Origin of the sequence: Nonomuraea sp. KM90 (assembly GCF_052246675.1) — a bacterium.
Classification (GTDB): domain Bacteria; phylum Actinomycetota; class Actinomycetes; order Streptosporangiales; family Streptosporangiaceae; genus Nonomuraea.
Genome location: NZ_JBQQCB010000104.1, coordinates 25859 through 38396, shown reverse-complemented (window position 1 = coordinate 38396; position 12538 = coordinate 25859). Strand labels below are relative to the sequence as shown.

The 12538-nt window shown below is 67.2% G+C and carries 11 protein-coding genes and 1 pseudogene; 6 read left to right on the top strand and 6 right to left on the bottom strand.

Annotation, left to right across the window (positions count from 1 at the left end):
* Positions 1-401 (top strand): GbsR/MarR family transcriptional regulator (locus ACTWPW_RS49515; protein WP_443172930.1); only part of this gene is annotated, 401 nt, incomplete at its 5' end.
* Entirely contained in the window at positions 398-796 is a 399-nt protein-coding gene (locus ACTWPW_RS49510) for an FAD-dependent monooxygenase (protein ID WP_443172929.1), read from the top strand. The genes ACTWPW_RS49515 and ACTWPW_RS49510, both read left to right, overlap by 4 nt.
* 118 nt (positions 797-914) lie before the next feature.
* On the opposite strand, the gene ACTWPW_RS49505 is transcribed toward ACTWPW_RS49510, so the two are convergent.
* The gene (locus ACTWPW_RS49505) at positions 915-2384 is read right to left on the bottom strand and encodes a serine/threonine-protein kinase (protein ID WP_443172928.1); all 1470 of its coding nucleotides are present in this window, start codon (positions 2382-2384) and stop codon (positions 915-917) included.
* A 435-nt stretch (positions 2385-2819) separates the two neighbouring features.
* On the opposite strand from ACTWPW_RS49505, the gene ACTWPW_RS49500 reads away from it, so the two are divergent.
* Positions 2820-3167: an STAS domain-containing protein gene (locus tag ACTWPW_RS49500; protein ID WP_443172927.1), complete on the top strand. Its 348-nt coding sequence runs from the start codon at positions 2820-2822 to the stop codon at positions 3165-3167.
* Between the two features lie 690 nt (positions 3168-3857).
* Here the strand turns inward: ACTWPW_RS49500 and ACTWPW_RS49495 are convergent.
* Both ACTWPW_RS49495 and ACTWPW_RS49490 read right to left on the bottom strand, forming a co-directional pair.
* A complete protein-coding gene (locus ACTWPW_RS49495; RefSeq protein ID WP_443172926.1) occupies positions 3858-4691 on the bottom strand; it encodes a DUF4097 family beta strand repeat-containing protein in 834 nt (277 codons plus the stop codon).
* A gap of 174 nt (positions 4692-4865) precedes the next feature.
* Positions 4866-6260: a serine hydrolase domain-containing protein gene (locus ACTWPW_RS49490; protein ID WP_443172925.1), complete on the bottom strand. Its 1395-nt coding sequence runs from the start codon at positions 6258-6260 to the stop codon at positions 4866-4868.
* A 130-nt stretch (positions 6261-6390) separates the two neighbouring features.
* Between ACTWPW_RS49490 and ACTWPW_RS49485 the strand changes: the two genes are divergently transcribed.
* Positions 6391-7128 (top strand): TetR/AcrR family transcriptional regulator, encoded by a 738-nt coding sequence (locus tag ACTWPW_RS49485; RefSeq protein WP_443172924.1) that lies wholly within the window; start codon positions 6391-6393, stop codon positions 7126-7128.
* A 23-nt stretch (positions 7129-7151) separates the two neighbouring features.
* Here ACTWPW_RS49485 and ACTWPW_RS49480 read toward each other — a convergent pair.
* From ACTWPW_RS49480 to ACTWPW_RS49470, 3 genes and pseudogenes are all read right to left on the bottom strand, one after another.
* A pseudogene (locus ACTWPW_RS49480) lies at positions 7152-7358 on the bottom strand (IS982 family transposase); the annotation flags it as partial.
* A 518-nt stretch (positions 7359-7876) separates the two neighbouring features.
* Positions 7877-8497: an SRPBCC domain-containing protein gene (locus ACTWPW_RS49475; protein WP_443172923.1), complete on the bottom strand. Its 621-nt coding sequence runs from the start codon at positions 8495-8497 to the stop codon at positions 7877-7879.
* Between the two features lie 795 nt (positions 8498-9292).
* Positions 9293-9838, bottom strand: coding sequence for a hypothetical protein (locus ACTWPW_RS49470; RefSeq protein WP_443172922.1), 546 nt, complete (start codon positions 9836-9838; stop codon positions 9293-9295).
* Positions 9839-10308: 470 nt separating this feature from the next.
* On the opposite strand from ACTWPW_RS49470, the gene ACTWPW_RS49465 reads away from it, so the two are divergent.
* Positions 10309-11499, top strand: a complete 1191-nt coding sequence (locus ACTWPW_RS49465) for a hypothetical protein (protein ID WP_443172921.1) — start codon at positions 10309-10311, stop codon at positions 11497-11499.
* A 12-nt stretch (positions 11500-11511) separates the two neighbouring features.
* Positions 11512-12057 carry an NUDIX domain-containing protein gene (locus ACTWPW_RS49460; RefSeq protein WP_443172920.1) on the top strand — a complete coding sequence of 182 codons (546 nt, stop codon included), beginning with the start codon at positions 11512-11514 and terminating at the stop codon, positions 12055-12057.
* Positions 12058-12538 lie beyond the last annotated feature (481 nt).

Genomic DNA, 12538 nt, shown 5'->3' with positions numbered 1-12538 from the left:
TGTGCGACCCGCCGGAGCAGTCGGCCGGGCAGATCAGCGAGGCCATCGGTGCCAGCCGCGCCTCGCTGACCTCCAACCTGCGGCTGCTGTCCAGCATGGGGTTCCTCACCTGGCGCACCCGGCCGGGCGAGCGGACGGTCTACTACCGGATGGCAGAAGACGCCTGGGCCGTGGTGACCCGCAAGCAGATCGCCGGTATCACCTCCTTCCTCGACATCACCCGCGACGGCCTGGACCTGGTCGGCCCGGACGACGGGAGGGCCGCGCGGATCCGGCAGGCGCACGCCACCTTCGAATGGATGGCAGGCGTGTTCAAGGGCGCGCCACCCCTGCATCCCGATCCCGCCAACGCAGGCCCCGAAGGCGACCACGCTGGCGGTGACGATGAGAAGAAACCATGACCGGACGCGCGATCGTGGTCGGCGGCGGCATCGGCGGGCTGGCTGCCGCCGTGGCCTTGCATCGGATCGGCTGGCAGGCCGTCGTGCTGGAGTGGGCGGCCGAGCTGCGCGAGATCGGCGCCGGCATGTCCCAGGCCCCGAACGCCATGCGCGCGCTGGCCGAGCTCGGCGTGGGCGAGCAGACGCGCGCGGCCGGGGTTCCCACCTATTCGGCCGGTAATCTGCGGCTATCGGATGGCCGTTACCTGCAACGGGCCCGTCCCGGCGACCCGACGCCGTTGCTCGCCTTTCACCGCGCGGACCTGCACCGGGTGCTGCTGGAGGCGGTGCCCGCCGGATGGGTGCGCGCCGGGACGGAGGTCACCGGCATTCAGCACGACCAGGACACGGTGTGACGTGCGGCAAGCCGACGAAATGACGTGGCCAGCGTCAGAGTCGGCGTTACCAGGATCTCCATGCCGCTCTCAGGCCCCCTAAACCCTCCCGTGGACCGCACTCGCACCCGCATCCTGGTCACTTGCGCCCTTTACCGCCGCCCTTGCCCGGCGAGCGAAGCTTGTGCCCGTCTTTGACCTTGCCCTTCTTGCTGGTGATCTTCTTGGCCTGGCCCGGCGGCACGGATTCCGCCGCGGCGGTGCGGGTGGGTGGTTCGGCTTGGTGTCGGCCGGCCGGCGTGCCGCGGCTGATGCCCGGCGTGCCGCGTTTGATGGACGCAGGCCGCGCCTGCAGGAGTGCGGTCGATGGCGGCGGGACCGTGGTGGTGGGCGTGGTGGTGGGGATGGCGACGGGTATCCGCCGCTCCGCGGCGGGCGCGCCGGCAGGCCGGCTTGGCCAGGAGGTGGCAGCCAGCACGGCGACGACCAAGACGGTCACCGCCGCTGCCGGCCGCAGGCGCGTGGTCCACCGCCGGCGCCCGGCCGGAACAGCGGCCAGCCGCCTCCGGGAGTGAGCCTTGCGGGCGGGAGCCGACGTGAGGTTCCCCGCGGGATTGGAGCCGGCGGAGTGGCACGGCGACGGTGACCGGGCGGGCCCGGCCGCATCCGCCGCTATCACTGCTCCGTTCACCGGTGCTGCCACCGGCGCCATGGCGCCGGTGACCGGCATTCGATCGAGGGGAGGGGAGCTGATGCGCTGCAGCTGCCAGCGGGCGTCGTCGATGCCGGTGCGGTGGTCGGGGTCCTTGTTCAGCAGGCCGGTGATGAGGGGTGCCAGCGGGCCGGCGAGCTGGAACGGGGCCGGCTCGGCGGTGAGGACGGCGCTGAGGGTGGCCAGGGGACTGCCTTGCTCGAACGGGCAATGGCCCTCGACCGCGGTGTACAGCGTGACGCCCAGCGACCACAGGTCCCCGGGCGGGCTCGGCGCCGCGCCGCGGGCGCGTTCGGGGGGAATGTAGGCGGGAGTGCCGACCACGATGCCCGTCTGGGTGATGCCTGCCTGGGCGAGGCCCGCTTGAGTGAGGCCCGCTTGAGTGAGGCCCGGCTGCTGCAGGCTGGTGGCCAGGCCAAAATCGGTCAGTACCGTATGGTCGCCGTCCAGCAGGATGTTGGCGGGCTTGACGTCGCGGTGCACGATGCCGGCGGCGTGCGCCTCCTGCAGTGCCTCCAGCACCTGCAGGCCGATCCTGGCCACCGCGGCGGGCGGCAGCGGTCCCCGTTCGGCCAGCACGTCGGCCAGAGTCGGGGCACGCACCAGCTGCAGCACGATCCATGGCCGTTCGTCGGCCACGACCACGTCGTAGACGGTGGCGATGTGCGGATGGGACAGCTGGGCGGCCAGGCGGGCCTCGCTCATCGTGCGGCGCAGCAGCGCCTCGCGTTCGGGCTGCGGCCGCTGGTCCAAAGTGACCTCCTTGACCGCGACCGGGCGATCCAGCAGCTCATCGTGGCCGCGCCACACCCGGCCCATGCCGCCCCGGCCAAGCTCGGCCAGCAGCCGATAGCGGCCGGCCAGCAACCAACCCCGATATCCCTGCGCATCGGACATAGCGCGCGCCCTACCCGATCAACGCCTGCCCATGCGCCCCCAGCGGAGGCACGTCGCCGGCCCGCTACAGCCGGGCGCCTCTTTACCGGGTGTCCGGCCCGCCCACCGAAACAAGAGGAGTGACCGGCGGCCCAGCCGTGCCACCCCCGCACTCTGTACCATGCACCATCCTCGCCAGCGCCTGATCATTTGCCCCGTTGGCCGTATCCTTGGGAGCCCAAGCTGCCCACGCCGGATCTTCCACAAGCACCGTCAGGGGCAACGATGGCCCGAAGCGCCGACGATGATGGCCACACCTTGCTCACCCATGGTTCGCCGACGAAGACAGGGTAGGGGCAAGGCAAAACGCTGATTCGACTCCCTCACCGGCGAGGGCACCCCGCCTTAAGGAGCAGCAGGGAGCAACACCGGCAGCGATACACAGAGACGGCCGTCATGACGGAACTTTCGATCACCGTGCAGCAGCAGCCCGGTTTCCACGTCGTCCGCTTGGAAGGCGAGCTGGACCGCAGCACGCACCCACGACTGGAGCAGACCCTGCAAGAGCTGACCACCCGCACCCCGCCGAAGATCATCCTGGATGCGGCGGAGCTGGCCTTCTGCGATTCTTGTGGCCTGCAGACGTTGATCCGCAGCCAGCGCCGGGCCGAAGACCGCGGCGGCGGACTCCGACTGATCGGCGTCCACGGGCCGCTGGCGCGCCTGCTCACCATCACCCGGCTGATCGACCTGTTCCCGCCGTACACCAGCCTGACTCAGGCCGCCTGGCCGCCACCCCACTGACACCACCTGCCCTCGCCGTTTCGCCACTTCCATACGGGCCATCGAGGCATCGTCGGATACGGGCCGGACAGGAGAACGGCGTATCAGACAATCATCAACGCACCCCGCAGTTCCTGGAGTGTTGACAGGTGGCCTGGCCAGCACTCCTTACGGATCGTGCTTGTCATACTCCGCAGAGTGCGCGCATCATGCTGGGATGAGCACAGTGGGATCGTGGTTACGAAAGTGGTGGCGAGGCGGCGACGGGTCCTCACGGCACGAAACGTCGCACGGGCCGCTGGAGATGTTCGCGGTAAAGGTGCTGTACGAGCAGTACGGGCGTGACATCTACGCACGCGGCCGTCGATGCGGCCTTCAGCACGGCAGTCCGACATTATCTTGGGTAGCCAAGCGAAATAGCTGGTCAGCTGCTTGAAGGCCTGTCAGGCACGGCAGGCACGTAGACCCCACCATGCCGAGCATGGTGGGGTCCGACGCGAAGGTATTCGAGCGTTGTAAGAGGCGATCAGCGGTGGGCCGTTGCGATGAGGCGTCGCAGTGCGGCGGGTGGGCAATCGACACCGTACGCGCCGAAGCGTGCCGCTCGATTCCGGCGAGCACGTCGCGGATCATGTCATGGGTGAAGTCCGCGAGATCGCGGCTCGCGGGGGCGTGCCGAAGGGGTCCGCGCCGCCGCGGCCGCCCGACGTCTCAGACGTGGCGCAGCATGATGTCGCCGATCCCGGTGCGAGCGCGGATGTCGATGATCTCGCCGGACTCTGCGGTCTCGCTCAGCTCGTTGTGTACCTTGCCGTGATTGGTGTTGAGGTCGAGCTTGGTCGCGGTGCCGTCCTCGACTGCGAGTTCCAGCCGCCCGCAGTTGGTCTCCAGCACGATCGTGCCACGTGTCACCTGGCCGATCCGGATGTCGCCGATGGAGGTCGTGGCGGTGACGGCGGCCAGCGCGCGAGTGACGACGATGTCGCCCTTGATGGCCTTCAGCCGGAGGTCTCCGGTCGCCTCACCGATGGTGATGTTGCCGCTCGTGGTGGTGGCGACGGCCGTGCCGTCGGCGGCGCCGATCTGGATGTTTCCCGATGAGGTGGTCGCGTCGAGGAGTCCGTCGGCGCGGGTGACCGCGATGTCGCCGACGCCCGTGCGTAGTTGGAGGCCGGCGGCGTGGTCGAGGTGGATGGAGCCGATGGTGGTTTCGACGGTGGCCGTGCCGAGCCGGCCGCGGCTGTGGAACCCTGCCGCGGTCGTGGCCTCGACGTGTGAATCGTGCGGCAGCTCGATCGTCACCTCGATCGACGGTGGGCGGCCGAAGAGCGAGCGGAGCTTGTTCTTGGGAGCCTGCACTTTGAGGCGCCCGTTCGCGTACTCGACCGTGGTCAGCACCGCGGCCTGGGCGTCAGCGTCGCTGGCTGGGTCGCTCGGACGTACCTGGACGCGGGTGGTGGCGCGGTCGTCGGCGCGAATCGTGACGTGGCCGGTCTCGATGTCGATGGTGGCGGTGATGGGTTCGGGGGTGTCGAACGTGGTCATGGTGCTGCTCTCTGGTGGCTTTGCGGTGGATCCGTTCGGCGGGGACGGACGTCGACGTTCACGGTCGCGGCTGAGCCGGACGGGCCGGGCTGAGGGCATCGCGGTTACCGGCCGCACCGCGAGCTGGGCGCGGCCGTGGCGACTTCGCCCAGTTCGGCGGCCGGCGGTGGGGCGTCAGGTGGTCTTGGGGGTGGCGCGCATGCTCACGTATACGCAGGGGGTGCCGTTGGACAGGGTGGCGAAGACGACGGGGATATAGTCCTCGCCGTAGGGGCCGCCGGAGGCGGCGAATACCGTACGGTCGCTGGTTTGTGACACCGGCACCAGGGGCGACTCTATGGGCGGGGAGAGGTCCTTCATGTCGTCGACGAACTCGTAGCGGATGCGCGCTCCGCCGTCGTCGGTCTGGAAGATGGTGGTGATGACGCCCTCACGCCTGTAGGTGCCGACCAGGTGGCTCATGTCCACCGTGGGGAGGATGGAGGGCGGGGCGAAGGTGTCGGGCATGCGGGCCCCGGCCAACTCGGCTGCCAGTTCGCGGACCAGGTCGTCGTACAGCCGGGTGAAGCTGCCGCCGTTGGCGAGCAGGACGACGGCGAAGCCCGCGTCCGGGATGACGCGCAGGTAGGAGTGCTGGGTGACGGCGCTGCCGTCGTGGCCGAAGCCGAAGACGCCGTTCCAGTCGTGCAGGGTCCAGCCCAGGCCCCAGCCGTCGGCTGAGATGGTCCACTTGTCCGGGCTGTCGACCTGGCGGCGTCGCATGGCGGCGACCGCGTCGGCGGACAGGACGCGGGTGCCGTCGGGGGCGATGCCGCCATCGAGGTGCATCTTGGCGAAGCGGGCGACGTCGCCGGCGGAGACGATGACCCGGGCGCCCGGGGCGACGCCGCGTGGCATCAGGTCCCAGGCCGGCGCCGGATCGGGGTCCTGGCCGGGCACGCCCAGGTGGCCCATCGCCACACGGAATCGGAGTGCCTCTTCCGGCAGCGTCATCGAGTGCTCGAGTCCGAGCGGGGTGAACAGCCGGTCTTTCAGCGCCTGGTCCCAGGTCCGGCCGGTCAGCACCTCGATGATGCGGCCGAGCACGACGTAGCCGACGCCGCCGTAGGTGAATCCCGTCCCGGGGGGTACGTCCAGTGCCACGTTCCTGGCGGCTTCGACGTACTTGGCCAGGCAGTCATCCCCGCGGCCGGAGTCGTAGTTGAAGTCGGTGGTCATCCCGCCGGTGTGGGACAGCAGCTGCCGGATGGTGATCGTCTTGGTGGCCTCCGGGTCGGGGGTGGCGAACTCCGGCAGTACGCTCACCACCGTCGTGTCCAGGTCCAGGTCGCCGGCGTCGATCAGTTGCATCACCAGCGTGGCGGTGTAGACCTTGGCCAGCGAGCCGGCCAGGAACACCGAGTCGGTGGTGACTTCCACGCCGGTTCCCCGGTGGAGCACGCCGCTGGCCAGTTCGTGGACGGTGCCACCGGTCAGGACGGCCAGTGACGCGCCGGGGACGTGGTGGGCGGCGCGTAGCTGGTCGAGCCGGCGCTGCCAGTGGGCAGCGTCGAATGAGGGTGATGACATGAGGGGTTCCTTTCACAATCACAATTGCCGCACATCGTGCAGCGGCTCCGCACACTGTACGGATAGCGCACAGCGTTCGCAACCCGTACACTGTGGCGTGGGCATGGTTGTGAAGCGATGAGGAGGCCGCATGCCAGGCGACGAGCAGCCGTTCCCCTCGGTGTGGATCCGTCCGCAGCCGCAGCGGCGCGAGCAGCCGGCACTGAGCCGGCAACAGATCGTGGCCACGGCGCTCGAACTGCTGGACGCCGAGGGCATCGACGCGCTCAGCATGCGCAAGCTCGGCACCCGTCTGAACGCCGGAGCCACCTCGATGTACACCCACGTGGCCAACAAGGACGAACTGCTCGAACTGGTCGTGGACGAGGTCTACGGCGAGATCGAGGCACCGGCCACCGGAGATCCGGCCGGCTGGCGAGCGGCCGTCACCCGCTGCGCCCACAGCATGCGCGCCACCCTCCTGCGCCACCCCTGGATCGTCTCCGTGCTCGGCGAAGCCGGCCTGGCCTACCTGGGACCGAACATGTTGCGGCTGCAGGAGGCCATGCTCGCCGTGTTCGAAGAGGGCGGTTTCACCCTGCGAGCGGCCGACCAGGCCATGAACACCCTCGTGGCGTACGTCATCGGCATCTCGACCAGCGAGGCCGCCTGGCTGACCACCCTGCACCGCAGCGGCCAAAGCGAACAGGAATGGGCCGACCGCCTGCTACCGGCCGCCGAACAGGCCGTCCAGGCCCACCCACGGCTGCGCGAACTGTACGCCGCCCAGCGAACCCAGAGCCTCGACAGCACCCGCGACGACGACTTCGCCACCGGACTCGAAAGCGTCCTGCGCGGTCTGACGACCCACCTCACCAACGGCGGCTAGATGATTGATGCCAAGGCGTCTGGCTACGGTCGGTGCTCATAGGCGATCAGGGACCGCTTGATCGGGTGGCCGGTCTTGTCGTTGTGCCAGATCACGCTGGTCAGCGCGAGGCTGCGGGTCAGCACGCGAATGATGATGCCGGCAGGGGTTGTACGGCCGCCGTGGCGTTCCAGGTCTAGCTGGCTCTTGAAGGTCTGGTTGATCGACTCGATGGTCTGGAGGCCAGGCCGGTGCCCGGGCAGACGTCCCAGGCCGGAAGCACCTTGCCCCGGACCGGAGCGGCGGTGGATGACGAACACCGGCCAGCGGGTGCATCCCGCGAGCAAGCGGGGCAGCAGCCAGACAGTGCCGGCGTCCCAGAAACTCTCTCCAGCCGCCCGGGCCGGTACGTAACCGGCCAGAACGTCGGTCTCCAGCGCCTCCAGGCCCTCGACGGTAACCGGGGCACGGGCCACCCACAGAAGATCCCTCACCACTGCCGGCGCCGACCTCGGCCAACCTCGCCTTCACCATCACAGCAAGACGAACGACCAGGGCGATAGACCTTCAGAAACCCTGAAATCTCATTAACACCAAAAGAAGCCGGAGAACCAGCAGATAAGCCCAGGTCCTGCGGCTAGAGAGGCCGAAGACGGTCAGGGGAACTCAGGGGTCAACCTGCGGCCAGTTAACTGGGCCCGTGATGTGCTTCTGATCGCCTTAAAGCCCGTTGGAAGTGCATCGCCTTTGGCATGTCCTCAGCCGCGGGTCATGACTGCTCCTCTTGGGCGGCATAGAAGGTGGCGGTGGCCGCCACGGTGGTGGCGATCTGGTCCGGCGAGCCGCCTGCGGCCTCGTAGGCCCGGCCCCACATCTGGGCGCTGGCTGTGATGAAGCGCCTGCCCTCCTCGGTCAGGTGAAAGGCCTGTGCGCCGATCCGCCCTTCGCCTGTCGACAGGTGCAGGCCCAAGCCCAGCAACGCCAGATCCCAGCCCACGCCGACGGCGCCCAGGCCGAAGCTGGACCAAAAGTCGGGCGGCACCTCGACGGCGTGCACCAGCTCGAACAGGGTGCCACCGGCGGCGGCGGAAAGGCGCACCTCCACCTCGGAAAAACCAGGGTTCTCGCCGTGCAGCCAGCTGATCTTCAGCAGGCGGGGCGGCTCGCAGCGCAGGATCTCGCCGCCGACGTTGCCCTCCAGCTGATAGGAGCCGCCGAGCTTCAGCTCGCCGGTGACGGGCAGGAACCAGCGGCTCAGGCGCTCAGCGTTGGTGCAGGCATCCCATACATCCTTGACCTCGGCGTCGTAGCGCCGTCGCAGCGTGAAAACCTTGCGCTCACCGTCGACCAGCTCGTGATGCGCCCGGTTGATCTCGTCAACGAAGTCCATCAGGTGTCCCTTTTCTCGTCGGTGATGCAGCATGCGTCTGCCACGGGCCAACAGGGCGTCAAGGCGCTGATTCCAGTAACCCGGAAGTGGAGGGGTCCGGCAAACGGTCTGGCAGCACCCGTCGGCTCACGAGAGGTTCGGCACCGCGGAGCCAGGCGATGGCGAGGCTGTGGTCGTAACTAACCCTGTCCGAGCGAGGACATCCGCAGGCCAGGGCAGTGTCCTTGTCTGTCCTTCCTTGCCATCCTGCCCTTCGAGAGCGTGCAGGCTTGGCTGGACGAGATGGAAACTTCAGCACCACTCGCCAGGCAGATCGGCGCCATGGCGCCCAGAGCTCCTAGCGCACGATCCGGCCGACTTCCACTCTTCACAGAGCGGCATCGAGAAGGGCGCTTGCATCAATCCTGGCTGTTCGAGCCAGCCTTCTCTCGCCGAGCGAAAAGCCTGTTCATGCTCGGCTGTCCTGACACGGTCAAGGCCGGTCATCATTTGTGCCGCTCCCAGCTTGCAGGTGTCAGGCCGTGATCAAGTGGGAGCCTTATGTGAAATCCACCGGTAAGTCCCCTCGAATCAGAGGCGTTTGCTGCTGTGATGCATACGAGTTCGCATGCGAGGGCGGCCACTATCTCATCCTGCGGCGTAACTCCCGTGGGGATCTTGAGGAGGCCGCGCGAGGCCGCTATGCCCAAGCCTGTGCCGTGTGGCACGAGCTACTCGTCGAGCATGCCGAGTTCTGTGAGCGTGGCAACGGGGCACGCGACATCTGGCTGGAGCAACCGACCTCGATCGCTGGGGTCAGCGAGAACCGGGGAGTTCGGTGACGGCGATCTGATCCGCGGCGGAGTACGCGGCGATCTCCGGGGCGATGGTGCTGTCCACGACCACGGTGATCTCGTCCGTCGCCCCGTTCCGGCTCTTGCTGACGTCGGTGACGAGCGCGTTCTCGGCCAACAGCCGGCTCTGCTGTTCTTGCGCGCCGTTTCTGCCGGGGACAAGAACGATTTGTACGCGCTGACCCGCCTGCATCTTGCTGGGCACTTGGCCAGGCTTCAGCGCCAAGCCGACCCGCGCCTTGCCTTGACCGAGTTCCTTGTGCCACTCCATGGTCATGTCAGGTATGACCAAGGTCCCCGGAAGCAGAGTGACGGCGGCGACGGTACGGGAGACCTGCCCGCGATGGGCCCAAAGCTCGTACCGCACGCCATCCTCGACGACCAGCGCCTCGCGAATCGATCCGGGTTCGAACGGCTGGCCGGCCCCGATCTGCTTCGTGACCATGATTGCCGATACGCGCTTGTCCGCGTTCATCACCAACACCGTGGTGGCCAGCGCACCGCCCAAGATCAGCAGGACTGCGACACCAGCGAGAGCCGGCCTTCGCTCTCGGGCAGCAGTCGGCAGCATTCGTGAGGAAGCGGCAGTCAGAGGACCCGTCACGTTCCTGAGATCCGTATCCGAAGATCGCGCTTCCTGTGACCTGCCATTCGTCCACACGGACCAAGAGCTTGCCTCAACGTCACTGGCCCTCGGAGGCGAAACAGCCGATGGAACTCCAAGTGCCTGATCAAGCACTGACGGTGTCACACGACTGTTCCAAGCCGTGGCTACATGCACTCGCTACGACTTATCACCAAACCTGTCCATATCGGTCTTGAGGTGCCGTTCTCCTGCAAGGGCTAGGGGGCGCCGGCCGCCATCAGGGCCTTGACTTCGCAGAACTCGGCGAAGGGGCCTGCATCGAGGGCGCTGAACGGAGAAGATGCGAAGAGCAGGCGAACACATGACGTACTCGGGCACCCGCGGAGGCTGCCATGGCCGGAACGCCCTTGTGGACGGCGAGAATCCGCGCCGAGCGCAAAGCGCGCAAGTGGGACGTTCATACCACTGCCCGATACCTCCGCGGCGCGGCCGGTGACGACAGGCATGACCTGCCCCAGCACGCCGATCTGGTCCGCTCGATTCGAAGGTGGGAATCCGGCGAGATCGCTGTCATGAGCGAGCGGTACCGGCTGCTCTACTGCGCCGTCTTCGAACTGGACGAGGACACCCTGTTCGCCACCGAGGCCGCAAGCACCGCTCCGGTTCGATCAATGACGACCGAAACGGTGTCGGAGCTCGGCAAGATCGCGTCCCTCCGGCAAGCCGATCGGCAGATAGGCGGAGGCCACCTGTATGCCACTGTGATTGACTACCTCCAAACCGCCATCGCACCTCGCCTGTTCAGCGGTCCGGACGGCGCTCAGTCATTCACCACCGCAGCCGCCTTCACCGAGATGGCAGGCTGGATGGCCCACGACGCCGGCAACGACGTTCTCGCCGGGCAGCACTTCAGCAGAGCCCTCGACTTCGCCGGTCTGGGTAGCGATCGGCAACTCGAAGCGCACGTTCTGGGCAGCATCAGCCACATCACCCTGCATCTTGGGCGCACCAGCGAAGCTGTCGCACATGCGGAGCGCGGCATGGCGACCCTCACGCGAGCCCGCACATCAGCACCCGCGATCCACGCGCGCCTCCTGGCCAGGGCCGCAAGCGGATTGGCCGCACAGAAGGATTCCATCCGATCGGCGCGCTTGCTTGTCCGCGCAGAGGACATGCTCGGACAGCGACCGCAGATCACTCCATCGCCCTGGACCGCACCGTACGACGAAGCGACCCTGGCACTCGACACCGCACGATGCCTCCTTCGCTGTGGACAACCCGTCAGCTCGCAGCACCACGCCCGCCGCTTCCTCAGCCTTCGTGCGGCATCACGAACCCGCAGTAGAGCACTCGGCCAGTTGACGCTGGCCAGCGCCCTGCTCCAGCAGGATCAACTCGACGAGGCGTGCGTATTGATCACCGAGGCGGTACACAACACCCGTTCGTTGAGTTCGCTCGTCGTAACCCGGCAACTCACCGAGCTGAGGGCGCAACTTCAGGCACACCAAGGTCACCAACGGGCCGCTGACTGCCTGAACGTCCTGAACGACGCACATCGCGAGCGATGCTGGTTGTATCAGTAAGGAGGCAGCTCCGTGAGCTCCGACGCTCCGCTCTACGAACGTGATCCTGATGCATGGAACGCCTACCTCGCCGAAGGCAACGCTCGCCAGGCTCGTAAGCGCGTCGGCGCCGATGTGCTCATTCGGGACGAACATGGTCGGGTACTGCTTGTGGATCCCGTCTACAAGCCGGACTGGGATCTCCCTGGCGGCATGGCGGAGGCCAACGAATCTCCGGCCGCCGCCGCGCGACGCGAGGCCAAGGAGGAGCTCAGACTCGATCTCGACATCGGGAGAGCTCTCGTGGTCGACTGGGTGCCGCCACACGGCCCGTGGGACGACTCCTTGATGTTCATCTTCGACGGTGGAGTCCTTGAGGCAGGACAAATCGCGGACCTGCAGATCGTGGATTCAGAGCTTCAAAGCTTCCGTTTTGCCGCTCCAGCGGAGATGGCCGAGCTCCTGCGCCCCTACGTGTGGCGGCGCGTCCAAGCGGCACTCGACGCGCTGCAAGGAAGCTGCACCAGCTACTGCGAGAATGGACACTGGGTCACCAGTCAGCGGCCACGCCAAGCTTGAAGAGACACCGGCATGGCTGGCGGCTGGCGGTCACGGTACTCACGCCTGAGCAGAAGGTGGCGGTCGCCGCTCGGGGGCAGACCGATGACCTGGGCGGCAGTGTGCAGGACGTTCTTGGTGACGCGGCGTGAAAAGGAGGCCGTGGCGACAAGCTGGCCGAGAGCGAAGGCAGCGGCCTTCAGGGAAGGTTGCACGCCGGGCACTAGGTTTGACCAGCAGCAAAGTGTTCTTACCAGCGAAACACAGGTCGTGCGCTTGTTATGTGTCCGGTGGTGTACGGCTCTGGGTGATCCTTGGCGGGCGGCTGTGCCAAATACGTGCGCAAGACTGCGCCGTGCAAGGATTATGTTCCCGCATCAGAATCAAGCCCATTCCCATCGCCACATAGGGAGATCTGACAAAGGTACGAAATGTCCAAGTCGGCGAAAGTACTCCAAAAGGGCTTCGGCGGCCGATGAACGCGCGGGTCATCGAGAGTGCT